The 24,770-nt window shown below is 66.7% G+C and carries 10 protein-coding genes, 1 tRNA gene and 1 pseudogene; 7 read left to right on the top strand and 5 right to left on the bottom strand.

The window, feature by feature from the left end:
* The first annotated feature begins 68 nt into the window (after positions 1–68).
* The 4 genes from hemC to RV045_RS08455 all read left to right on the top strand — a co-directional run bounded on the left by hemC (position 69) and on the right by RV045_RS08455 (position 3,560).
* On the top strand, positions 69–1,151 hold the full coding sequence (gene hemC / locus RV045_RS08470) for a hydroxymethylbilane synthase (protein WP_423235349.1): 1,083 nt from the start codon (positions 69–71) through the stop codon (positions 1,149–1,151).
* Positions 1,152–1,155: 4 nt separating this feature from the next.
* Positions 1,156–2,037, top strand: a complete 882-nt coding sequence (locus RV045_RS08465; protein ID WP_423235348.1) for a uroporphyrinogen-III synthase — start codon at positions 1,156–1,158, stop codon at positions 2,035–2,037.
* A 25-nt stretch (positions 2,038–2,062) separates the two neighbouring features.
* The gene (locus tag RV045_RS08460; RefSeq protein WP_423235347.1) at positions 2,063–3,424 is read left to right on the top strand and encodes a uroporphyrinogen-III C-methyltransferase; all 1,362 of its coding nucleotides are present in this window, start codon (positions 2,063–2,065) and stop codon (positions 3,422–3,424) included.
* A 45-nt stretch (positions 3,425–3,469) separates the two neighbouring features.
* Positions 3,470–3,560, top strand: a tRNA-Ser gene (locus RV045_RS08455).
* A gap of 3 nt (positions 3,561–3,563) precedes the next feature.
* Here RV045_RS08455 and RV045_RS08450 read toward each other — a convergent pair.
* Positions 3,564–3,929: a hypothetical protein gene (locus RV045_RS08450; protein WP_423235346.1), complete on the bottom strand. Its 366-nt coding sequence runs from the start codon at positions 3,927–3,929 to the stop codon at positions 3,564–3,566.
* On the opposite strand from RV045_RS08450, the gene RV045_RS08445 reads away from it, so the two are divergent.
* The 3 genes from RV045_RS08445 (at position 3,928) to RV045_RS08435 (ending at position 12,932) form a co-directional block, all read left to right on the top strand.
* A complete protein-coding gene (locus tag RV045_RS08445; protein ID WP_423235345.1) occupies positions 3,928–5,604 on the top strand; it encodes a ShlB/FhaC/HecB family hemolysin secretion/activation protein in 1,677 nt (558 codons plus the stop codon). The two genes, RV045_RS08450 and RV045_RS08445, sit on opposite strands and share 2 nt — an antisense overlap.
* A gap of 204 nt (positions 5,605–5,808) precedes the next feature.
* Entirely contained in the window at positions 5,809–9,912 is a 4,104-nt protein-coding gene (locus tag RV045_RS08440) for a beta strand repeat-containing protein (protein WP_423235344.1), read from the top strand.
* Between the two features lie 38 nt (positions 9,913–9,950).
* Positions 9,951–12,932, top strand: coding sequence for a two-partner secretion domain-containing protein (locus RV045_RS08435; RefSeq protein ID WP_423235343.1), 2,982 nt, complete (start codon positions 9,951–9,953; stop codon positions 12,930–12,932).
* A 53-nt stretch (positions 12,933–12,985) separates the two neighbouring features.
* Here RV045_RS08435 and RV045_RS08430 read toward each other — a convergent pair.
* From RV045_RS08430 to glmU, 4 genes and pseudogenes are all read right to left on the bottom strand, one after another.
* Positions 12,986–13,283, bottom strand: a pseudogene (locus RV045_RS08430) (TIGR00645 family protein); the annotation flags it as partial.
* 94 nt (positions 13,284–13,377) lie between these two features.
* Positions 13,378–20,154, bottom strand: a complete 6,777-nt coding sequence (locus RV045_RS08425) for an SdrD B-like domain-containing protein (protein WP_423235342.1) — start codon at positions 20,152–20,154, stop codon at positions 13,378–13,380.
* A 210-nt stretch (positions 20,155–20,364) separates the two neighbouring features.
* On the bottom strand, positions 20,365–23,361 hold the full coding sequence (gene uvrA / locus RV045_RS08420; protein ID WP_423235341.1) for an excinuclease ABC subunit UvrA: 2,997 nt from the start codon (positions 23,359–23,361) through the stop codon (positions 20,365–20,367).
* A complete protein-coding gene (gene glmU / locus RV045_RS08415) occupies positions 23,358–24,755 on the bottom strand; it encodes a bifunctional UDP-N-acetylglucosamine diphosphorylase/glucosamine-1-phosphate N-acetyltransferase GlmU (RefSeq protein ID WP_423235340.1) in 1,398 nt (465 codons plus the stop codon). The genes uvrA and glmU overlap by 4 nt, the downstream gene beginning before the upstream one ends.
* Positions 24,756–24,770 lie beyond the last annotated feature (15 nt).

Raw genomic sequence — 24,770 nt, 5'->3', positions numbered from 1 at the left:
CGCTCGGCCGCAGTGCAGACCCGCCGGTGGGGCGCCGGGCCGTGTGCAAGACAATCAACGGGATTCTAATGGTTAACGATAGTACCGCCTCACTGAACGACGGTGGCCGGACGCCGGGCGAGCTGCGCATTGCCACGCGCGAGAGCCGCCTGGCGCTGTGGCAGGCCCACCACGTCAGCGCCCTGCTGCAGGAGCGTCTGGGCGTGCAGGCGCCGCTGTTGGGCATGACCACGCGCGGCGACCAGATTCTGGACCGCAGCCTGTCCAAAGTCGGCGGCAAGGGCCTGTTCGTGAAGGAGCTGGAGCGCGCCCTGCTGGACGGCCGCGCCGACCTGGCCGTGCATTCGCTCAAGGATGTGCCCATGGATCTGCCGGACGGCATGGCGCTGGTCGCCATCCTGAAGCGTGAAGACCCGCTGGACGCCTGGGTGTCGCCGCAGTTTACGCGCTTCGCCGACCTGCCGCCGGGCGCCCGCGTGGGCACGTCCAGCCTGCGCCGCGTGGTACAGCTGCTGGCGCTGCGGCCTGATCTGCAGGTGCTGCCCGTGCGAGGCAACCTGGACCGCCGCCTGGCGCGGCTGGACGCGGGCGAATACGACGGACTGGTGCTGGCTGCCGCCGGGCTGATGCGTCTGGAGCTGGGCGGGCGCATCCGCCACCGCTTCACCCTGGACGAGATGCTGCCCTGCGCCGGACAGGGTGCGCTGGGACTGGAAACCGTGGCGGGCCACGCCGCCAGCCACGATCTGATGGCGCTGGGCGATGCGCGCACCTGGCTGGCGACGCAGGCCGAACGCGGCGTCTCGCGCACGCTGCAGGGCAGCTGCAGCATCCCGCTGGCGGCGCACGCGCATTGGCTGGATGCCGCAAAAGAGGGATCTGTGCCGCGCCTGCGTCTGGCCGCCGTGCTGGGCCACGCCCTGGAGCCTCAGCGCCCGCTGATCCGCGCCAGCATCGAGGCCGATCTGCCGCCCGCGCTGCTGGCGCAGGCGCTGTCGCCCGACCCGGTGGCCGCCCGCGCCGCGCTGGACTGGGCGACGGACCTGGCCGCCCGCGTGGTCGCCGATCTGCGCGCGGCGGGCGATGTTCCGGCCTACCTGGACGCAGCGGCCAGCCTGTCCGCACCTTCCCTTGCAGCCCCCGGCGCCTGAGCGCATGAGCAATGAGGCGCCGCTGCCGCTGGTCAACACCCGCGCCCCCCACCAGGCCGCAGCGTGGGACGCCGCGCTGAAGGCGGCGGACCTGCCCGGCGTTCTGCCGGTGCATCTTCCGCTGATTGATATCCAGCCGCGCCGCCCGGTGCAGTGGCTGGATGCGCAGGGCCAGGAGTCGTCGGCCGCGCAGGAGGTCTGGTCGGGTCGGCGTTCATCCGGTCTGGTCGGCGCGGTCCTGGTGTTTGTCAGTGCCAACGCGGTCGCGTGCTTTTTCACGCCCACGCCGGTTCTGGACGCTTTTTCGCAGGGCTGGCCCCCCGGCGCCATTGCCTGCGCCACCGGCGCGGCCACCCGCCAGGCGCTGCTGGATCACGGCGTGCCGCCCGGCGCGCTGTGGTGCCCGCAGGGCGAGGGCGCTGGCGATTCCGAGGCGCTCTGGGCGCATCTGCAGCAGCAGCGTCCGCCCGACTGGTGGCAGGGGCGTCCGGTGCTGGTCGTGCGCGGTACGGGCGGGCGCCCCTGGCTGGGCCAGCGCCTGTCCGGGGCCGGGGCAGCGCTGTGTTACGCTCAGGCTTACTCGCTGGGCGAGCCGCTGTGGACGCCGCAGCAGTCGCTTCTGCTCGCGCAGAGCGCACAGGAACCTGGCAGCGTCTGGTGGTTGGCCAGCTCTGCGGTGCTGGAGCCGCTGGCCCAGCGCCTGGCCGATGCCGGTTTCTCGCCGCAGGCGGTGCTGGCGCGGTCGCAGGCCTGGGTGCTGCACCCGCGTCAGGCCGAAGCGGCCACGCGGCTGGGCTTCGGGCGCACACATCTGGTGTCTGGTCCCACGCCCGCCGCCCTGCATCAGGCCTGGCGCGACAGCCGGGCCGCCCGCGCCGCTTTTTGATGATCTCTGCAGCCAAGGACAGACCGTGAGCGCCACCTCCGCCCCCGCCGACAAAGACACCGTGACCGACATTCCGTCCGTCGACCGTCCCAACCCGCCTGCGGCCTTCGAGGCCTCGCGTCAGCCCGAACCTCAGCCGGTGCGCCAGCGACAGGGCGTTTCGCTCGGCCTGGTCATCGTGCTGATCCTGATGCTGGCCATTGCCGCCGTGGCCGCCTGGCTGGCCTGGGACACGCAGCAGCGCCTGATCAGCTTCCGCGAAACCATGACGCAGCGCCAGCAGGAGGTGCAGAACCGTGTCGATCAGGCCAGCACCCTGGTTGCGCAGTCGCGCGATGTCGGTACCCGCATCGAGACCCGCGTGGACGCCCTGCAGCAGCAGCTCGGCGAGCTGGCCGTGCAGCGCCAGCAGGTCGAGAACATGATGACGGCGCTGTCGCGCACCCGCGACGAGAGCGTTCTGGCCGAGATCGATGCCGCGCTGCGCGTGGCCACGCAGCAGGTCGGCCTGGTGGGCAGCACCGCGCCCCTGGTGCAGGCGCTGCGCCAGGGGCTGGAGCGCGTGGACCGCCTCAATCAGCCTTCGCTGGCGGCGCTGCAGGTGGCGTTGAAATCCGATCTGGACGCTGTTCAGGCTGTCAGCATGGTGGATGTGGCCGATCTGGCGCTCAAGCTGGATACCGTCGGGCGCGGCATCGACGAACTGCCGCTGCTGGCCGATGCCGCCCCGGCGTCCGGGTCAGCGGCTGTCCCGGCGTCCAGTGCAGCGGCTGCTCCGGCAGCTGGCACTGCAGCGACTGGCGCAGCTCCAGCGGCTGCGGCTTCGCAGAGCCTGCCCGCCGACGCGCCCTGGTGGCAGCGCCTGTGGGCCTGGCTGAGCGGCAGCACCCGCGAGCTGGTGGGCACGGCCAGTAAAGAGAGCCAGAGCTTTTTCCGCGTCACCCGGGTAGACAGCCCTGAAGCACTGCTGCTGGCCCCGGACCAGAGCCTTTACCTGCGCAAAAACCTGCAGCTGGTGCTGCTGGAAGCACGCATCGCGCTGCTGTCGCGCCAGTTCGCACTGGTGCGCAGCGACATCGCCCAGGTCGATGCCATGCTGGGCAAATACTTTGACGCCACTTCGGCCCGTGTGCAGGCCGCCCGCGAGCAGCTGAAAACCGTCAGCGACGCCGCGCAGGACCAGACTGTCCCAGAGCCTACCGCCACCCGCCAGGCGCTGCAGGCGCTGGGCAGCCAGGTTCAGGCCGCCGCCGCGTTGTCCGCTGCGGCGGCTACGCCGAAAGCTTCGGCTGCGGCGCCTGCCGATGCAGCGGCAGCAGACAAACCTGCTGCCGACGCGCCACCGGCCGCTCCAGCAGCGCCTTCCGTCCCCGCCAGCGGCGGCTGATTCTGCTCTATAATCTGCGCTTCGCTCGGCTGTTACAGCCGCGCCGGAGAGATGGATGAGCGGTTTAAGTCGCACGCCTGGAAAGCGTGTGTGGGTTCATAGCCCACCGCGGGTTCGAATCCCGCTCTCTCCGCCAGAATCAAAGCCCAGGTGATTGAATCACCTGGGCTTTTTTCTTTTCTGCTTTGTCAGGCCCCATATTGGGCCCCCCATTGCAAAAGTGGATCAGCGGTCGTGCCTTAGCTTGCGCTTGTGCATCGCGCAACTTGTTCCGAAAAAGCGTCAGATCAATCTCGTAATTACCCTGGGTGATGAGGCGTCCTGCTTTACAAATTGCCTGTGTGTGATACAAACCCTTACGTTTGGTCAGACCGGATTGTGCAGTTTTCTGGTCTAACCAAGCAGACTGTGTTTTCTGGCCTTCCCTGAACCCACCGACCGCTCCCGTGAGATTAACCTGGTTACGCTCCCGTTCGCTGTGCCCTCTGATCGGCCTGATCGGCATGGTCGCTGCTGTACTGCCCGTGCACGCACAAACCGACAGTCTGCAGCGCCAGCAGCAGGAGCAGCTTCGCCAGCTTCAGAGCCCCAGGCCATTTGTCGATCAGCCGTCGACTGCTGCTGCGGCGCAGGACGCCGCTCCGGCACTGCTCAGCGATCTGGGCGTGTCGCCGTTTTTCGGTTGCCGCACCCTGACGGCGCTGAACTGGCAGGGCACGATCACGGTGACTCGCCCGGTTTTTGATGGTGTGACCGCGCGCTGGCAGGGTCAGTGCGTGGACCAGAATATGGTGGCGCAACTGCTGCGCGATGCCGCAGCGTCGCTGGTGGCGGCGGGTTTTATCAGCTCGCGCATCAAGCTCGCGCCCGACACGATGTGGCAGCAGCACAGCCAGAACGCCTGGACGCTGAACCTGGAAGTGATCGAAGGCAAGGTCGAACAGATCGTGGGCCTGGGGGGGCTGTCCGCCCGGGAACTCAGGCACGCGCTGCCCCTGCGGCCCGGCGATGTGCTGCGTGTTGGCGACCTGGATCAGGGGCTGGACCAGCTCGGACGGCTGGCTTCGCGCAGTGTCACTGCCGACATCGCCCCGGGTGAGCAGACCGGCAACAGCGTGATCGTGATCCACAACCACCTGAGCAGCACGCCAGTGACCGGTTCGTCCAGTGTCACGGTCAGCAACCGTCTGGCGGCCAGCTCAGGGCCAGCGCGCGTGGACATGAACTGGACCGCCGACAACCCGCTGGATGCCAGCGACAGCCTGACCGTCGGGCTGGGCAGCAACCTGGGCGGCCACGCGGGCTCGCTGCTGTCGGCATTTGGCATTTACTCGCTGGCGCTGGGCTATGGCACGGCGTCCCTGACGCTGGATACGTCGCGCCAGGAGCAGAACCTGGCGATCAATGGGGTGGATCTGCTCAGCGTCAGCCAGGCCTCGCAGATTCAGGCGCGCTACGACCGCGTGCTGTGGCGCAACGCCAGCCAGCGCATCAGTGCCTGGGGCGCGCTGGCCCGCCGCCAGAGCCGCCAGACGCTGGACAACGATCTTCTGGCCGTCAGCAGCGGCGGCAACACTGGGCTGGAAGCGGGCCTGAGCGCCTCTGGCCGCAGCCAGTGGGCCAGCCGCCCCTGGTTCTGGTCACTGCAGGGCTGGCTGGCCGCGGGTGTGCCCTGGCTGGGTGGCCGGGGCGATTCCGGGGCCGTGCGCAGCACCGGCGACGCCGTTCGCCAGGAGTATCGCAAGTGGCAGATACAGGCCGATCTGCAGACCGCGATCAACCCGGACAGCCGCTCGCCCGTCTGGTACCAGGCTTCGGCCAGCGCCATGGGCTCGGCGCACCCGCTGCCGGGCGCGCAGGAACTGGGTCTGGGCGATGTGGGCGGAGTGCGGGGTTTTTTCCGCAACCCGGTTTCGGTGTACCGGGGCGCCTGGCTCAGACAGACCTTCAACCTCAGTGTTGCGGCCGGATGGACGGCCTGGGTGGGTCTGGACGTGGGTCAGGGCCGCTCGGCGACGCTGGGCGATCTCACTTTGGGATCGCTGAGCACTGGGCTGCGCTGGGAAAAAGGCCGCAGCGCAGTGGACGTGGAAATCAGCCGGGGCCAGATCCGCTCGGATCAGCCCGCAACACAGCCGGGCAGCACCGCTGCCGTGCGCTGGCAGTGGAAGACGTATTGAAGCAGTAAAGCCGGCCCCGGATCCCCCAGTCGTCCGGGTGCCACGGCCTTGAGTTGCTCCTGACCGGGACCTTGTCTCAAAAGCAGTACCGCAGTACCCGCAGTACCCGCAGTACCCCCTTGCGCCGCAGTTCGGCCCTGTCGCCGGATCGGCGTCGCTTTTCGCAGTCTGTTTTCTTTATTCAAAACCCAAATGAGGATGACCATGCCGTCCATTGCCAGCCGTAAAACCTTCCGAACCTCAACACTGGTGTCTTCGCTGACCGTTGCCGGGCTGATGGCGGCGAGCGCGGCCCACGCGCAAGGGCTCGATGCCGCAGCGGGCAGCGGGGTCACCGTCACGCAGCAGCAGAATGTGCCGGTGGTGCAGATCGCCACGCCGTCGGCGCAGGGCCTGTCGCACAACCGCTTCAGCAATTACAGCGTGGGCGCGGCCGGCGTGGTGCTGAACAACGCGCGCCAGGCGGTGAACACCCAGCTGGCCGGACAGGTCCAGGCCAACCCCAACCTGTCGGGCGGAACGGCCAAAGTCATCCTGAATGAAGTGGTGGGCAGCAGCGTCACCACCATCACCGGGACGCACGAAATTGCGGGCGACAAAGCCGCGCTGATCGTGGCCAACCCCAATGGCCTGAGCGCCACCAACGCCAGCTTCATCAACACCAGCCGCGCGACGCTGCTGGCCGGACGCCCGGAAGTGGCCGACGGACAGCTCAAGGCGCTGGTGACGGATCCCGCCGCGGTTCTGTATGTCAATGGCGCGCAGAACACGGCGGGCGACCAGCTGGACCTGATCGCCACGCAGGTGCTGATCGGTTCTGATCCCGATGCTGCGGGCAAAAAGCCCCGGCTGGATGGCGGGAAGATGCTCAGCGTGATCGGCGGCTCCAATCGCGTCGATTATGCGAAGTCGGCCCGCGACGGTTTCACCGAAGCCAGCATCACGCCCGTCAACCCGGCGGCGCCGTTTGCAGCGCCGGTGCAAAAGCAGATCGATACCGCGGCCCTGGGCATCGCCACCACGGGACGCATCAGCGTGCTCGACACCTACGCCCCGCCGGTGGATGCCAGCGCGGCGGTGGTGAGCGCGCCCAAAAAAGTCCTCAAGGGCACCGTGACCGATGTGGGCACGCAGATCAAGGCCGGGGGGTCGCTCAATGACAGCGCGGGCACTGTGATCAGCAAAGCCGCTGTCGGCCAGGTCAACACCAAAGTGGACACGCTCAGCGTTAGCGTGGACATCGGCGGCAAGGCCGATGTCAGCGCGATCGGCCGCCCGGTCTACAACGCGGCGCAGACCATCATCACCGGCGGCAGCGTGCTTGAGGCCGGAAAAACCGCCGCCACCGCACTGACGCCGGTCATCAAGGACAGCATTTCCAGCGGCAAACCGCCTGTCACCTTCACCTTCGGCATCGGGGTCGATGTCAAGACCAGCTCGGCGACCAGCCAGGCCACGACCGCGCTGGCCAGCAAGACCGAATCGGGCGCCTCGGTCAACCTGACCGGCAAGGACAACGTCACCCTGGTCGGCACGGACATCGCGGCCAAGGACAACATCAACGTCAAGGGCGGCACTGTCAACCTGAACGCGGCGCAGACCAGCACCGCAGGCACCAGCAAGAGCACCGACGTGGGGGTGGACCTGAGCCTGAAGCTCGACACCAAAGCCAACGCCACCTTTGGCCTGGACGTGTCGGTGCAGAACGGCAGCGGCAACACCGCCAGCACCACCGCCAAGGGCGTGAACCTGAACGCGGGCAAAGACCTGAACGTGGCCGCCGACAAGGGCCTGAGCACGCAGGCCGCCACGCTGACCTCGGGCGGCAACACCCGCCTGAGCGGCAGCACCGTCTCCCTGGGTTCGGCGACCAACACCCAGTCCGAGAACAAGCAGAGCTCGGGCGGCAGTGGCAGCCTGTCGGTGTCGGCCAATCTGGTCTCGGGCACCGTCTCGGGCGCGGGCATCGGCGTCAAGGTCAACAACAGCGCCAGCAGCAGCGCCAGCAGCACCGAAGTGGGCAACACCCTCACGTCGGGCGGCAAGGTCGATGTCACTTCGGGCGATTCGCTGCTCTTCAAAGGCGCCGTGCTGGCCAAGGACGATGTCACCCTGAAAGCGGGCGGCGACGTCACCGTGGACAGCCTGAAAGGCAGCACCAGCGCGTCCAACAAAGCCATGACCGCTGAGGCTGGCCTGAGCCTGTCCTTTGCCGACGGCGCCGTGGGCGGTGGCAAAGCCAACTTCGGCTTCACCGACAGCAAGGGCAACTCGGCCACGTCCACCGCCACGGGCAGCAGCATCACCAGCGGCGGCAACGCCACGGTGACCGCCGGCAAAGACGTGAACCTGGCGGGCACCGCCATCAAGGTGGTGAAGAACATCAGCTTGGGCGCGGGCCAGAACGTCAACGCCCTGCCCACGACCAGCACCACAGCCAGCAACAGCAGCAGCCTGGGCGTGAAGGTGGGTGTCGAGGCCACCAGCACCAGCGCCACAGGCACTTTTGGCTTCAACAACGGCAAGGACAGCGCCAGCTCGTCCACCCAGAACGGTGGCAGCCTGACCTCGGGCGGCAACACCACCGTCCAGGCGGGCAAGAACGTGCAGATTGCCAGCGACATCAAGGCCGGGGGCACGACCACGGTCAGCGCGCCGGGCAAGATCGACGTGCTGGCCACCAGCAGCTCCAGCAGCAGCTCCAGCTCCAAGGTGGGCGTGGATCTGGGCCTGACCCTGGGCTGGGGCACGTCGGGCCTGACCTCGGGCAGCGGCAACGTGGGCGTCGATGTCTCCAGCAGCCAGGCCGCGAGCCAGGCGCAGGCCGGCTCCAAGGTCGATTCGGGCGTGGACGTGGGCGTGGCCTCCGGCAAGGATCTGACCCTGACCGGCACGCAGGTCAGCGCGGGCAACAACGTGGCCCTGACCGCGGGCGGCAACCTGAACCTCAACCCCGCCAAGGGCAGCAGCAGCAGCTCGTCCAGCAGCGTGGGCGTCAAGGCGGATGTGACGGTCAGCGACGCCAAAAAAGGCGCCGGTTTTGACGTCAGCGTGGCCAACAGCCAGGCCAGCGCCACGACGCAGCAGGGCGTGAACGTGACCGGCGGCAACAACGTCACCCTGGGCGCGGGCAAAGACCTGAGCCTGACGGGCAGCGCCACCGCGGGCAACAACCTGACGCTGACGGCGCCGGGCCGCATCAGCGTGGTGGCGCCGGTCAGCACCGAGAACAAGACCAGCAGCAGCACGGCCGTGGGCGCGGGGGTGAACGTGAACTTCACCAGCGGCGCGCCCAGCTCGGGCGATGGCCGCCTGAATGTCGCGCTGAGCAACAGCAAGCTGCAGTCCAGCACTGCCACAGGTGGCGCGCTGGGGGCGACAAAGGGCGACCTCACGGTGACCGCCGGCAAGGATGTCTCCACACAGGGCACGGCCATCACGGCAGGCAAGAACGCCACGATCGCGGCGGGGGGGAATGTGTCGCTGGGCTCGGCCAACAGCGGCATCGTCTCGACCAGCAGCGATCTCGTGGTGAACCCCACCGTGTCGGCTGACCCCAAAACAGGGGGAACGGGCACGCTCAAAATCACCGTGAACCGCAGCAGCACGAACAACAGCACGCAGGCACCGACCACCGTCAACGCCGGGAACAACATCACGGTGACGTCGGGTGGCAATGTGCTGCTGACGGGCGATGCCAAAGCGGGGAATTCGGTCAGCATCACCGCAGCTGGCCCGGTCACGGTGGCGGCCACGACCAATACCGTGAACCAGCTGGATCAGAAGTTTGGTCTGGACACCAGCGCCACGCTGAATCTCGACGCCAGCAAGGGCTTCCAGAAAGGCGCTTTCAAAATCGATCTGAACAGCCTGGGCAGCACGCAGAACAGCATCACCACCACCCCGGCGGTGATCAGCGCTGGCAGCGGCAACGTGACGATCCAGTCGGGTGGCCCGCTGACCCTGGTTGGCACGCAGATCAGCGCGCCCAAAGGCACGGCCAGCATCAGCGCGCCCAGCATCGTGCGCCGCACGGTGAAAAGCAGTGCCAGCTCCAGCACCCAGCCCACGGTGAATATCTCGGGCTCTGCCTCGCTGGACAAAGGCAAGATCGACACCATCGTCGCCGCCGCGAAAGATGTCGCCAGTCTCAATTTCAAGGACACGACGAATCTTGAAGCGGCTGCCGCCATCAACCCGCAAGACATTGCCAGCGGCACCGTGCCTGTGATCAGTATCCAGCCGGGCAGCAGCTCGTCGTCCAGTTCGAGCACCGCCGTGAAAATCAGCGATCAGAAAACCCGTTAATCCCCGAAATCCGATAACCCCACGCAAGGATGGTCATCATGAAAACGCAGAAGAAATCCAACGCCTTCACCGCTTCCCGTCTGGCGCAGGCCCTGTCCGTCTCCGGGCTGATGGCAGCGAGTTTGGCCCACGCCCAGGCGCTGACTCCCGCTTATGGCAGCGGCGTTGAAATCACCCGGCAGAATAATGTCCCGGTGATCCAGATCGTCAAACCCACGCCGAAAGGGCTGTCGCACAACCGCTTTACCGACTACAACACGGGCACCGAAGGGGTGATTGTCAATAATGCCAGGACAGCGGTTGCCACCAATATCGCCGGTACGGTTCAGGCCAACCCCAATCTGGCCGCAGGAACCGCCAAAGTCATTCTGAACGAGGTGGTCAGCGGCAACCCCAGCACGATTGCCGGGCGTCATGAAATTGCGGGCGACCGCGCCGCTCTGGTCATTGCCAACCCCAACGGCATCACGGCCAACGGCGCAGGCTTCATCAACACCAGCCGCGCGACGCTGGCCGCAGGCCGGGCGGAGGTGGTGGACGGCGCACTGAAATCCATCGTGACGGATCAGGGCGCCGTGCTTCGCGCCAATGGCGTCGGCAACGCCGGGGGCGAGCAGCTGGATCTCATGGCCAGCCATGTGCTGGTCGCGCCGGGCAGCAAGCTGGAAGGCGGCATGATGCTGAACGTGATCGGCGGTTCCACCAAAACCGATTACGACAAATCGGCCCGTGCGAATTACGACGCGGGCAGCTCGGTCGCCGTGAATCCGGCCAAACCGTTTGCCCAGACCAATGGCCTGAAAGAGTATGACGTGTCCATTCTGGGCAGTGCAGAAGCGGGCCGCATCAATATTGTGAGCAACCACGTCAATCGCGGTACTTTCATCCAGGGCGCCAGCCTGAAAGCCACCGACGGTGATCTCTCGATCAACGGCCATGGAGGCCGGGTGGAGGTGGGCGCCAAGGTGGAGAAGCATGTTTACGAAGACAAGACCTCCGACGACAGCTGGTGGAACTGGGGTGCGGCAGGCTGGGAATGGAGCGGCGGGCATCGCTGGGTCTGGAATGAATTCATCACGACATCCGGGCTGGAGGCCAAAGGCAACGTCAATATCTCAGGCGGGGTGATGAATCTGGATGCGGCGCAGATCAAGGGCAAGAATGTCGCCATCGCTGGCGATACCCTGTCTCTGGGCGCCGTCAATACCACGAATCTGAGCGATGTCTACCAGGCCAATTCCCTGCACTTCTGGAACAAGCAGGTCACCACTTACAGCAAAAAAGTGACCCCCAACGTCACGAATATTGTTGCCAGCGAAGACGCCAGCATCGTCGCCAATACCGCCAACCTGTCGGGAACCACGGTTAAGGCCGATGGCAAAGCGCGTCTGGAAGGCCGCACAACCCTGAATGTCGGTGTGGCCGAAGGCCTGGTGGACGACCACAACTCCACGGTTGAAAACAACCGCACGATCATCAACCGGTCGGATTCGGGCACCTATGTCTACGACACCACGGTCAGCCAGAGCAGCATCAACGGGGCCAAAGGCCTTGGCATCACGGGCGGGACGGTCAAGCTCAATGCCGTGACGGCCAGCACCGGCGGCGATGCCGTGATCAACGCCAGCGAGTCGCTGCGCGTGGGCGAGACCAAGTTCGAAACCTCACGCGATGCCCACGATTTCTACTCCAACACCAATGGCGCTTTTGGCGGTTACAGCCGCAGCGATAACGGCAAAATCTCCAACGTCCTGGGCAGCAACATCAACGCCGGTGGCGAGATGTTCCTCACCGCCAACAAGGGCGTGGATGTGGTCGCCAGCATCGTCAAGGCCACCGGAGGCGTCTACGGCGACGGCGGCGCGGGCGATGTGCGCGTGGACGTGTCCACCGGCCAGCAGCTGCGCAACCTGACCGATCACAACTGGACGGTGTTTGGCATCGTCACCAAAGACGACAACAGTCAGCTGCAGAAAGACCTGGTCAAGGGCTCGGTCGTGCACTCGGACGCCGACATCAACCTGCTGACCAAGGCCGATGTGCGCGTGATCGGCAGCCTGCTGGAGGCGGCGGACAACCTGAACATCTCGGCCGACGGCGTCGTGGCGATCGAAGCCGCCAAGGAGCGCACCCAGGCCGGAACCCAGAAGCTGTGGTGGACGGCCGGAACCAGCAGCAGCACCGACGCCAACGGCAACACCACGGTGTCGGCCAGCCTGAAGCAGCACCAGGAGCGCACTACCCTGGATCAGTCTCTGGCCAAGAGCGCCAACCTGACCGCGGGCGGCGCGATCAACATCACGGCCGGCCGCAACATTGGTGTCGTGGGCAGCAACCTGACGGCGGGCAAGGACGTGAATCTGGTTGGTGAGAACGTCAGCGTCACAGCGGCGAATGAAACCAAAAAGACGACGCAGTTCAAGCAGGAAGCCGGGATCACGTTCTGGGCCACGGGCGGTCCCGACACCGTGGGCCTGGGCATCAATATCGGGGTGGACAGGACCAACACCGCCACCGATGCCACGACGCCCAAATCGTCCACCATCACGGCCGGCGGTGACGTGAACCGGGCGGCCACGGGCGAGGCGGGCACCGCCGCATCCAATGCCGCCTTTGCCAAGGACGCGATCGGGCTGAACGCCCAGACGGCCACGGGCAAAACGCCGGCTTCGGGCACGGTGAATGATGTGGGCACGCAGATCACGGCGGGCGGTGCGGTGACCAATGCCGGTCAGGCCACCACGGCCATGGCGGCCACGGGCTCCAGCACCAGCACGAGCATCAGCGGCAAGATGAACCTCACGCTGTCCACCAAGCTGGGCGACTTCACCGTCGTCACCCCCGATGTCACCCGCAGCAGCAGCACCAGCACGACATCGACGTCCAGCTCGACCCCAGCCAGCACCGCCGCATCTCAGGGCGTGATCAACGTGACGCAAGGCGTGCGCCGCAAGGTCAGCACCCCAGCCGGGACCCCGCCTTCGCTGGTCTTCACTGGGGCGCAGCTGGTCGCGCAGTAAGCGGCTGGCTCCCCGCCGATGAAACGGCATGGCCTGCGGGCCATGCCGTTTTTTTATGCGCGGTGATCGTGCGCTGCTGCTGCGGCGGCGGCCGACTGGTTGAGCAGCTTGTCGGTGCAGGCGATGGCCATGGCGCTGAGCAGGAAGACGACGTGGATCAGCGTCTGCCACATCAGCACCTGCTCGGAGTAATTGGCGGCGTTGATGAAGCTCTTGAGCAGGTGGATCGAGCTGATGCCGATGATGGCCGTGGCCAGTTTCACCTTCAGCAATCACCACGTCGATCAGGCCCAGCACCACCAGCATGATGATGACCTCGTTGAGGCTCTCCACCGTGGTGTCGGCCTTGTAATTTTAACGACAGAGGGGCTGCTTCAAAAAAAGCCAGCCCGCTCACGCGGACTGGCTTTCGGGGGCAGTGCAGCAGGCGGCCAGGCCGCCAGACTCAGGCGTGCTGCTGCTCGGCTTTCAGGTGCTGGCCCAGCCGGGTCAGCTCGGCCAGAACCAGCTGGTCGGCATCCAGCGCCGGGGTCAGCGCGGCGTGCGGGCTGCTTTCGCCCGGCGCAGGAGCCGCCGTATCCCGGATCGCAGGATTCCCTTCGGCGCCAGGCCCAGCGGGCAGCAGCTTCGAGAAATCCAGATGCCCCTCTCCGGCGGCGGGCAGCAGATCAGCCAGGTGCAGGCTGCCGTGTGGCGGAGTCTGCGCCGCCGGGTGCGCGTCGCCTTCGGTCGCCCGGCCGGCGGCCGCGTCCGCAATGCCCTGCTGGATGGCCGCCTGCTCGGCAGCACCCAGCGTGGCCACGTGGGCGGCGCTGGCGGCGCTGCTCTCGGCCAGTGCGGCCAGGTTCGTGACGCTCAGGGTGCCGCTGTCCACCTGGAAGTAGACATCGCCCATCAGCAGCTCGTGGCCGTTGGCCAGGATGGCCGTGCTCTTCTCGATCACCACGTTGCCGTGGCCGTCGTTGCTCGGGTCGATCTCGTAAGAGACTTTCAATGCCACGATGCCCACCTCGGCCAGCGTTTTCAGCTCGCCTGGTTCGGTGATGCGGTCGCCGTTGGCATCGACCCAGACCTTGAACGCGCCAAAATCCTTGTCGTGGATGTTGATGTAGCCGTCGCCATTGCTGTCATACCGGGCCAGCGTGGCGAAACCTTGACCGATGGCGCCGCCAAACATCTCGTGGACGCTGTCGATCTGGCCGTTGTGGTTGGTGTCGATGACGAGGAAGCCATCGCCTTTGGCCAGCCAGCCCGAATGCACCTTGTCGCCTGTGCCCAGCAGATCAAAGCGGTGTTCGCTGCCGTAGTCGACGCCCACCGTGTTGATGTGGCCGTCGTCGTTCAGATCGATGGCGATCGGGCTGCTGCGGTACATGGTGCCATCAGCCCGGACGACGGTTTCAGACGTGTTGTTGATGGCGAACTGGGTGACGGTGAACACCGAGCCCCAGCCCACCCGCCAGCCGTCGCCGCCGACAGAATCGCTCGAACCGGAGTTGTGGGTGTCCCACATCACCGCTTTGCCTGCGTTGCTGCCGCCATAACTGCCGTCCGCGTTGAACTTGACGTAGTAGTTGCCGGGCTCGGTGATGACGCCCTTGAAGGCGTAATCGCCATGGGCATCGGCGCGCGTCGAGGCAATGGCGTATTCGCCCCGGCTGTCCTTGACGTAGAGCTGGACCAGGCAGTTCACCAGCGCGTAATTGCCGTTCTGCTGGTCCGCGAGGTGCCCGGACACCGTCACGCCGCCCGTTCTGGCACTGGCGTTGAGGATCATGGTCTGTCCGGCCGTGAAGTCAAAGGGCTTGGACCAGCCGCTGTTGCTGTTGTCGCGCAGGCTGGAATCGCCGCCGGCCGACAGCCGGTACCCGGAAGGCAGCTGGCTTTCGTTGACATCCACAAAATAGCGGCCCGTCGGCACGTTGCCGAAGCTGTAAGTGCCATCCGCTCCCGTGGTCGTGGTGGCCACCAGCCGGTTGATGGCGTTGCCTGCCGCGTCGGTGGCGTACAGCGCAACCTGGACACCGCCCAGACCCGCTTCGCCAGAGTTCTGCTGGCCATCCAGGTTGGCGTCGTGCCACAGGCGACCGGTCACGGCCGACGGACGGGCGCCCGCGTCTATGTGCTGCACGGTATCGCCGCTGTTGAGCGTCAGCTCGCTGGTCCACCCGGCGCCGGGGTTGACCACGTCGCTGTCCACGGCCGTGTTGCTGCCCACATGCGATTGCGTGAAGCCCTTGCCGCGCAGTGCCGCGCTGGTTTCGTCGAAATCCACAAAGAATTTGCCCGGGCGGATGTCGCTGAAGCTGTAGTTGCCGCTGGCGTCCGTCACCGCTGTGGCCACCGAGTTGGTCGTTCCCGCCACGCGCACGTCCACGGTCACGCCCGCGATGCCCGCTTCGCCGGACTGGCGGATGCCGTCCCCGTTGGCGTCGTTCCAGACCGAGCCACTCAGCGTCGCGCCCTGGGGCTTCACGGCCGCATCAAAATTCTTCAGCGCCTGGCCCTGGGTCAGATCAAAGGCGTAGGTGTGGCCGCTGTTGCTGGTGTCGCGGATGTCGGTGTCGCCGCCCGGAACAAAGCGGGCGCCTGCGGGCAGTTTTGATTCATCAAAATCAACCAGATAGTGGCCCGACTTCTGCTGGGTGAAGCTGTACTCGCCGTTGGCGCCCGTGGTGGTGGTGGCCACGATGGCCCCCAGGCTGCCGTCGGCATTGACCGCGCGCAGCTGGGCCACCACACCGGCCACCCCGGATTCGCCCGCCTGGCGCACCTTGTCCTCGTTGCTGTCCACCCAGACCACGCCCGACACGGAGGAGGTTGGCACCTCCGACCAGTTCAGGTTGACGTAGTACGGCGTGGTTTTGACCGCATCGCCCACGTCCTGGCTGGTGGCTTCGAACACCAGATGAAGGGTGCCCAGCTTGTCCGCAGGCGGGATGATGCGCAGCGAGCCCAGATCCCAGTTGCCGCCCGTCGTGTCCCTGCTGTTGTAAACCACCAGATTGACGCCCTCGGGCGGGACGAGGTAGCTGTGGCCCTGGTTGTCGGCGAGCCCGTAGCCGGGTTCCAGGCCTTTCAGGATGATTTTCTGGGTTTCGCTGCCATCGGCATCGACCGAGCCCACCAGGCCCACGGGCACCTTGAGCGGCGGAGTGCCCTGCACGGACAGCGTCGCCGGGTTGGCCTGCGTGCCATCGCCCGTGTAGGTCAGCGTGCTGGACGGCAGCGCGCTGCCTGCCGTGGCCGGATCGCTGGTATACAGCCGGATGTTGTCGACCACGCCGCCCACGCTGTTCGCATCGGCGGAGCGCAGTTCCACCAGGTCGGAGCCGGTGCCCTTGAAGCTGACTTCGAAGTTCTTCCAGCTGGCGCTGTGCGTGTCCATCACTGCTTTTTCGACGCCATTGACATAAACCGACAGCTTGCTGGTGTTCTCGAAGCCCTGCCGTGCCGCGTAATCCAGGCTGATCCTGTAATCGGCCCCGGCCACGGTCTGGAAGGTGCGGCCCAGTGTGTTCACACCCGCGGTCGATTCCACCTCCAGCACCTTGTTGGTCGAGCTGCCGCCCAGGTAAGACGACTGCGGGCCGATTTCCACGGCTTCGGGCGTCCCGGGGGTGCCCAGCTTGTATGCTGTCCAGCCCTGAGCCTGTCCGTCTTCAAAATCCTCGCTGGTGACCAGGCGGGTCACGGGCTGCGGGGCAGGCAGATCCCCGCTGCCGGCCACCAGTTTGAAGTTGCTCACGAGCCCGCCGGCCCCGTTGGCGTTCGCGCTGCGGAATTCCAGCAGGTCAGAGCCCGTGCCCGTGAAGGTGAACTTGAAGGGTGTGAGCGTGGTCGACTGCGTGTCCATCACCCCGCGCTCGACGCCGTTCACATAGAAAGCGAGCTTGCTGTCTCCGCCTGTTTCAGCGCCTTTGCGCGCCGCGTAGTCCAGCGAAAAGGTGTAGACCGCGCCCGGATCGGTGACCAGCGTGGTCCCCAGCACATTCACGCCGGGGTCGGATTCCACCTCGATCAGCGGGCGGGTTCCTGTGCCGCCCAGGTAGGCGCTTTCGGGCGCAATTTCTGTGCGCTCGGTGGTGGCGGGCGTCGCCGATTTGTAGGAGCGCCAGCCTTGCGCCTGGCCGTCGGCCAGGTTTTCGGTGTACAGCACTGTTCCGGCGGCGGGCGGCAGCACCGATTCCGCGCTGGGCGCGATCCACACGGGCGCGTCGGTGACCGGACGGATGTCCACGGTCAGCGTGCGCTCGGCAGTCAGCGTCACGCCATCGCTGCCCGCAAAGCGGAACTGGGCGTAATCGTTCTTCAGGTTGCCGACGCCGGGGGTGGCAAAGGCGTCGATGCCCGATTCGTTGGCATCGGGCACAAATTTCAGCTTGCCTGCATCAATGTCCGCCCGGCTGATCACGGTGCCTGCGGTCACGGCGCTGCCGCCCAGCTGCAGCGCGCCGTCAGCGGGCAGGCTGACGACTTTGATGCCCAGCGCCGATCCGTCGCCGCCAACGCCAAACTGGCTCCAGCCCAGGGTCAGCGCCGTGTCCTCGCTGCCGACCACGGTTTTCAGGGCCGACTGCTCGGCCACGGTCACACCCAGCTTCGCGCCCTCGATGGTGATGGCAATGGTCTCGCGGGTGCCGTCCAGCGTCTGGTAAGCGACGCTGTCGGTCACCTTCTGGCCCGAGGCCAGGGCAGCAATTGCGGCTTTGGACTGATCCAGGGTGTACACCCAGTGGCCCGTCGCATCCAGGGCCAGCGCGCCATACTGGCCGGTGTAGCTGCCGGCCTTGACGCCGCTCTGGTCGTGATCGGCATCGGTTACGCGCACGGTGCCCTCGGCTTTGACCGCGCTGCTGCCGTGGTTTGCGCTGAGGCTGGCGGCCTGGTTGCCGCTGACCACAGGCGCATCGTTGCTCCCCCGGATGGTGATGGTGATGTCGGTGGCCGTTGCGCCCTCGCCGATGGTGTAGACCTCTTTGATCTCGTCGCCTTCGGCCAGCGACTGGACCGCAGCCGCTGTGTTGTCGAGGGTGTAAGACCAGCTGCCGTCGGTCTTCAGCGTGATCGTGCCGTAATCGCCGGGCGCGCTGGAGGCAGGGAAGACCAGCGTTTCGCCAGCGGCATTGGTGCCCGGCAGCTTGCCGCTTTGCGTGTAGGGCGGGGCGTCCTCGACAAAGGTGGCGGCCGCCACCACCGCGCGCACCGCGCCGTCAACGTGGGCCAGCTGCTGGCTTGAACCCAGGGTGAAGTGGGAGGTCTCGCCGCCCGCGTTCTGTACATCGTTGTTGCTGGCCGCGTCCCCCGCAGTCGCAGCGCTGAACACCTTGCCCGCCAGGGCCGGGCTTTTAGCATCGAAATCCACGTAGTAGCGTCCGGCCGCGACGCCCGAGAAGCTGTACGCGCCATTGGCTCCTGTGGTGGTGGTGGCCACGACCGAGTTGTCGGAGTCTTTGCGCAGCACGGCGCTGACACCCGCGACCCCAGCGGTTTCGCCCGCCTGGTGCACGCCATCGCCGTTCGTGTCGGCCCACAGCACGCCGGACACGCCGGCATTGGCCACCGGGGCATAGCCTGCGTCGATGTGGCTCAGGGTCTGACCGGCGGCCAGCGTCAGCACGCCGGTGGCATTCCAGCTGGTGTTGGTCGCGTCGCTGTTGCGCGTGGTGTCGCTGCCCTGGTTGGCGGCGACCAGCCGCAGGCCGTTCAGCGCAGCGCTGGATTCCCGGAAATCAACCACATACTGGCCTGCTGCCAGGTTGCCAAAGCTGTACTGCCCGCTGGCGTCGGTGGTCGTCGAAGCGAGCAGCGCGCCTGCGGCATTGCGCAGTTCGACGCCCACGGCAGCGATGCCATTTTCGCCCGTCTGGCGGATGCCGTCGCCGCTGGTGTCGGACCAGACCAGGCCAGACAGGCTGCCCAGCGCTGGCGTGGGTGTGGGCGGTGGCGCCGTCACGGACCGGCCATTGATGTCGACGACGACATCCACCGGCGTGCCATCCAGCGTGCGCACCACGATGGTGTCGGTCAGCCGCGCGCCGTCATTCAGGCCGGTGACTGCTGGTTTGCTCTGGTCCAGGGTGTACACCCAGCGGCCGTCAGCGCCCAGCACCACGGTGCCGTACTGGCCCGTGTAGGTGCCTGCGGTCACGCCGCTCTCGTCCAGATCCTTGTCGGTCACGACGATCTGCCCCTCGGCCTTGACCACGCCGCTGCCGTTGTTTTCGGTGACCACCGCCGTGCGCACGCCAGTGACGGTGGGCACATCGTTCACGCCCGCGATGGTGACGACCACATTGGCCGTGGCACCGCCCGCGCTGATCTGGATGGTTTCGGTCAGCTCCTCGCCCGCGCGCAGCGACTGCACATCGGCGCCGTCATTTTTCAGGGTGTAGGTCCACGCGCCGCTGGCGGCCAGCGTGAACGTGCCAAATTCGGACGACTGGCTGCCCACAGGAAAAACAATCTTCCCGCCGTTGGCATCGGTTCCGGTCAGAACACCGCTTTGTGCATAAGGCGGCGTGTCTTCGGTGAATGTGACGCTGGCCCCGTTCAATACTGTGGTGGGGAGCGTTTCCCGGACGTTGATGGTGATGGGAATCTGCGTTTTGCCGTCACCGGCCGTCACCGCCAGGGTATCTGTCAGGACGCCCTGAGGCCCCAGGGCCTTGACCTCGGCATTGTTTTTGTTCAAGGTGTACTGCCAGTGCCCATCGGCATCGATATTCAGTGAACCATATTTTCCAATAATACCGCTGGCGGCCCGGGTGCCATTCTGGTAGGCCTTGCCATCCTTGATATCCGGATCCTGCACCGTGATCTGGCCGGCCAGAACCGGGTTGGCTGCCGTGCTGGCCACAGTACCGCCCAGGTTGCCCGTCACCGAGGGCAGATCATCGGTCGCCACGATCTTCAGGGTCTGGGGCGCATTGCGCGTCATGCCTGTGTCCGTGTCCCGCAGCACCGCCGTGAAAGCGTAACTGGCCTGCGGAATGTAGTCGGGCGTGCCAGCGGGCGTCAGGCGGGGCGTGCCGTCCGCGTTTTTGTAGTAATCCGGCTCAGGCAGGGACACATAAAGGGCGTTGCGCTCGTAGGTGCCGGAGCCATCGGCATTGATCCGCTCGACCCCGTAAGGGTGAGTCAGCGTGAACGAACCATCGCTGTTGCGCGTGATGGTCAGCTCAGGCGAGTTGGACACAAGATTTGACAGGATGGTGGCCATATTTGTATTCCTTGAGGGTCTTACTGCGATGAGTAGGCCCAAGGGATGAATATCCCCAAGCCTTGGTCTGACCATTATGCACAGATTACTGCTTCTGCCCGTCGGCAAGGCTGAATTCACTGAGGGCTTTGTGTGGTATCCCGACACATACCCATGAAAACCCTAATTTACTGGATGCGAAAACAGGGTTTACCCGTGTCGTCCAGGTTTTCACCCCATCATGGCTTTCAGGAAGCGTCCAGTATGGCTCGCCGGATGATCGGCGATCTGCCGGGGCGTGCCGGTGGCGACGACCTGGCCGCCGCCGGAGCCGCCCTCGGGGCCCATGTCGATGACCCAGCCGGCGTTGCGGATGACGTCCAGATTGTGCTCGATGACCACCAGGGTGTTGCCCGCGCTGTGCAGCTGGTGCAGCACCTGCAGCAGCTGGTCGATGTCGGCGAAGTGCAGGCCGGTGGTGGGTTCGTCCAGGATGTAGAGCGTGCGGCCGGTGTCGCGTTTGGACAGTTCCAGCGCCAGCTTGACGCGCTGCGCTTCGCCGCCCGACAGCGTGGTCGCGCTCTGGCCCAGGGTGATGTAGCCCAGGCCGACGTCCATCAGCGTCTGCAGTTTGCGCTGCAGCGCGGGCAGGGCGCCAAACAGGGCCAGCGCGTCCTCGACCGTCAGGCCCAGCACCTCGTGGATGTTCAGGCCCTTGTAGCGCACCTCCAGCGTTTCGCGGCTGTAGCGCGCGCCCTGGCAGATGTCGCAGGGCACGTAAACGTCGGGCAGAAAATGCATTTCCACCTTGACCATGCCATCGCCCTGACAGGCCTCGCAGCGTCCGCCCGCCACGTTGAAGCTGAAGCGGCCCGGGCCGTAGCCGCGCTCGCGCGAGGTGGGCAGATCGGCGAACAGCTCGCGGATGGGCGTGAACAGGCCGGTGTAGGTCGCCGGATTGCTGCGCGGCGTGCGGCCGATGGGGCTCTGGTCGACGTTGATGACCTTGTCGATGGCGTCCAGGCCTTCGATGGTGTCGTGCGGCGCCGCTTCGGTGTGCGCGTGGTGCAGCAGGCGCGCGGCGGCGGCGTGCAGGGTGTCGTTGATCAGCGTGGATTTGCCCGAGCCCGACACGCCGGTGACGCAGATGAATTCGCCCAGCGGCAGATCGACGCTGACGTTTTTCAGGTTGTTGCCGCGCGCGCCGGTGATGCGCAGCGCAGGGCGGGTCGGGGCGGCCCTGGCGCTTTTGCCGGGTTTTGCGACTTTTTCAGCCTGGGCTGGCGCTTTGGGGGCTTTGGGCGCTGTAGGCGCTTTGGATGTTTTGCCCGCATCAGACATGGCCGGACGGCTGACACGGCGCTCGCCGGACAGGTAGCGTCCGGTGATGGAATCGGGGTGCGCGGCAACCACCTCCGGCGGCCCTTCGGCCAGCACGCGCCCGCCGTGGACGCCCGCGCCGGGGCCCATGTCCAGCACCCAGTCGGCGGCGCGGATCATGTCCTCGTCGTGCTCGACCACGATCACCGTGTTGCCCAGATCGCGCAGGTGGCGCAGGGTGGCGATCAGGCGCTCGTTGTCGCGCTGGTGCAGGCCGATGCTGGGCTCGTCCAGCACGTACATCACGCCGGTCAGGCCGCTGCCGATCTGGCTGGCCAGGCGGATGCGCTGGGCTTCGCCGCCCGAGAGCGTGTCCGCGCTGCGCTCCAGGCTCAGGTAGTTCAGGCCGACATCGTTCAGAAAGCGCAGCCGCGACGCGATCTCGCGCACGATTTTCCCGGCGATCTGCGCCTTGGCGCCGTCAAAATGCAGCGCCTCGAAGTAGGCATGGCACTGCGCCAGGTTGAGGCGGCCCAGATCGAAAATCGCCACGCCCGTGCGTTTTTTATCGGCCGCAAGCGGCCCGGCGCAGGGCAGGACAACGTGGCGCGCTTCGCGGCGCAGGCGCGCGCCCGCGCAATCGGGGCAGGGGCGGCTGCTCTGGCAGCGGGCGAGTTCGTCGCGCACGGCGGCGGAATCGGTCTCGCGGTAGCGCCGCGTCCAGTTGGGGATGATGCCCTCGAAGGGGTGTTCGCGCTCGACGTGGCGCGATCGTCCGCCCGGGCCGTCGGCGGTGTAGGTGAAGCGGATGGCCTCGTCGCCCGAGCCGTAGAGCAGGATGTCCTGGTGGCGCGGGCTCAGGCTGGCGAAGGGCGCTTCCAGATCCATCACGAAATGCGCGGCCACGGCCTTGAGCATCGTCCAGGTGTAGGGGTTGCGCTTTTCCCAGCCCTTGATGGCGCCGCTGGCCAGGCTGAGCTGCGGGAAGGCGACGACGCGGTCGCGGTCGAAATCAGTGATGTGGCCCAGACCGTCGCAGCGGCTGCACGCGCCCTGCGGCGAGTTGAACGAGAACAGACGCGGCTCCAGCTCGGCCAGCGCGTAGTCGCACACCGGGCAGGCGTAGCGGCTGGAGAAGAGCGTCTCCTGGCCGCTGTCCATGTCCAGCGCGATGGCCTTGCCGTCGGCCAGCAGCAGCGCCGCTTCCAGGCTCTCGGCCAGGCGCTGGCCGATGTCGGGGCGGATTTTGATGCGGTCGACGACGACGTCGATGTCGTGCTTCTCGTGCTTGGCCAGGCGCGGCAGGCTGCCGGCTTCGGCGACCTCGCCGTTGACGCGAAAGCGCACGTAGCCGCGCGCCTGCATCTGCTCGAACAGCACTTCGCCCTCGCCCTTGCGGCCGCGCTGCACCGGCGCCAGCACCATCAGGCGCGTGCCTTCGGGCTGGGCCAGCAGCGCATCGACCATCTGCGCGACGCTCTGGCTGGCCAGCGCGTGGCCGTGGTCGGGGCAGTGCGGCGTGCCCACGCGGGCGTAGAGCAGGCGCAGGTAGTCGTGAATCTCGGTCACCGTGCCCACGGTCGAGCGCGGGTTGTGGCTGGTGGCCTTCTGCTCGATGGCGATGGCGGGGGACAGCCCTTCGATGACATCGACATCCGGCTTGCCCATCAGCTGCAGGAACTGGCGCGCGTAGGCCGACAGGCTCTCGACGTAGCGGCGCTGGCCCTCGGCGTAAAGCGTGTCAAACGCCAGGCTGGATTTGCCCGAACCCGACAGCCCGGTGATCACCACCAGCGCGTTCTTGGGCAGATCGATGTCCAGGTTGCGCAGGTTGTGCGTGCGGGCGCCGCGCACGCAGATGTGCGTCAGCGCGCTGGCCGGGCGCGGCGTGCTGGGGCTATCGCTCATCCGGCGGCGTCTGTTTTGGGCTTTTTCACCGGCCGGTGCCAGTGCGACAGGCTGACCTGGCGCGTGCGCGCGATGCTGAGCTGTCCGGGCGGCGCGTCCTTGCTGATGATGCTGCCGCCGCCGATGGTCGCGCCTGCGCCCAGACGCACCGGCGCAATCAGCACGCAGTTGGAGCCGACCAGCACGTCGTCCTCGATCACGGTGGGGTGTTTGTTGACGCCGTCGTAGTTGGCGGTGATCGAGCCTGCGCCGAAGTTGACGCGCTCGCCCACCGTGGCGTCGCCCAGGTAGGCCAGGTGATTGGCCTTGGCCCCCCGCGCCAGGCGGCTGTTTTTGATCTCGACAAAATTGCCCACGCGCACGTCGGCCGCCAGGTCGGCGCCCGGGCGCAGGCGGGCGTAGGGGCCGATCAGGGCGTCAGCGCCCACGCGTGCGCCGTCGATGTGGCAGAAGGCCGACACGTGCGTGCCGCTGGCGATCTCGCAGTCGGCCAGCACGCAGTGGGCGTCAATGCGCACGTTGTCGCCCAGCACCACGCGGCCCTCGAACACGCAGCCGATGTCGATGCTGACGTCCTGGCCGCAGCTGAGTGTGCCGCGCACGTCGATGCGCGCCGGGTCGGCCAGGCGCACGCCGGCCTCCATCAGGGCCAGCGCCTGCTGGCGCTGGAAGAGGCGCTCCAGCTCGGCGAGCTGAAGCGGGCTGTTCACGCCCAGCACCTCGACCGCCTCGGCGGGATGCGCGCTGCGCACCGCCACGCCCTGCGCGACCGCGGTGGCGACGATGTCGGTCAGGTAGAACTCGCCCTGGGCGTTGTCGTTGCCCAGCGCCATCACGGCCTGTTTCAGCCAGGCGGTGGGCGCCGCCATCATGCCGGTGTAGACCTCGCGGATGTGGCGCTGCTCGGGCGTGGCGTCCTTGTGCTCGACGATGGCGCGGATGCCGCCCAGCGCGTCGCGCACGATGCGGCCGTAGCCCGTGGCGTCGTCCAGCGAAATCGTCAGCAGCGCCAGATGCTGGCCGGCGCAGGCCTGAATGAGCGCCTGCGCGGTCTCCAGCCGGGTCAGCGGCACGTCACCGTTCAGGATCAGCGTCACGCCGTCGTCGGGCAGATGGGGCACAGCCTGCTGGACGGCGTGGCCGGTGCCCAGCTGCGGGCTCTGGCGCACACAGCGGGCATCAGGGCCCACAGCGGCTTCGACCTCGCCCGCCTCGTGGCCGGTGATGACCAGCGTTGCTTCAGCGCCCGCGCCCAGGCCCTGCATGGTGTCCAGCACGTGACGCAGCAGCGCCTTGCCCGCCAGCGGGTGCAGCACTTTGGGGCGGCGCGATTTCATGCGCGTGCCCTTGCCGGCGGCCATGATGATGACGTGCAGGGGAGATGTGGCGTTCATGGGACAGGGTTCCGG

Source organism: Amphibiibacter pelophylacis (assembly GCF_037688875.1).
Taxonomy (GTDB): domain Bacteria; phylum Pseudomonadota; class Gammaproteobacteria; order Burkholderiales; family Burkholderiaceae_C; genus Amphibiibacter; species Amphibiibacter pelophylacis.
Note: the sequence above shows the minus strand (reverse complement) of the source record. Positions and strands in the feature narration are given on the sequence as shown.

Excerpts from the sequence above, each read along its gene's own strand:
- hemC (WP_423235349.1), top strand. The coding sequence starts at position 69 with ATGGTTAACGATAGTACCGCCTCACTGAACGACGGTGGCCGGACGCCG.
- RV045_RS08465 (WP_423235348.1), top strand. The coding sequence starts at position 1,156 with ATGAGCAATGAGGCGCCGCTGCCGCTGGTCAACACCCGCGCCCCCCAC.
- RV045_RS08445 (WP_423235345.1), top strand. The coding sequence starts at position 3,928 with ATGGTCGCTGCTGTACTGCCCGTGCACGCACAAACCGACAGTCTGCAG.
- RV045_RS08450 (WP_423235346.1), bottom strand. The coding sequence starts at position 3,929 with ATGCCGATCAGGCCGATCAGAGGGCACAGCGAACGGGAGCGTAACCAG.
- RV045_RS08440 (WP_423235344.1), top strand. The coding sequence starts at position 5,809 with ATGCCGTCCATTGCCAGCCGTAAAACCTTCCGAACCTCAACACTGGTG.
- RV045_RS08435 (WP_423235343.1), top strand. The coding sequence starts at position 9,951 with ATGAAAACGCAGAAGAAATCCAACGCCTTCACCGCTTCCCGTCTGGCG.
- RV045_RS08425 (WP_423235342.1), bottom strand. The coding sequence starts at position 20,154 with ATGGCCACCATCCTGTCAAATCTTGTGTCCAACTCGCCTGAGCTGACC.
- uvrA (WP_423235341.1), bottom strand. The coding sequence starts at position 23,361 with ATGAGCGATAGCCCCAGCACGCCGCGCCCGGCCAGCGCGCTGACGCAC.
- glmU (WP_423235340.1), bottom strand. The coding sequence starts at position 24,755 with ATGAACGCCACATCTCCCCTGCACGTCATCATCATGGCCGCCGGCAAG.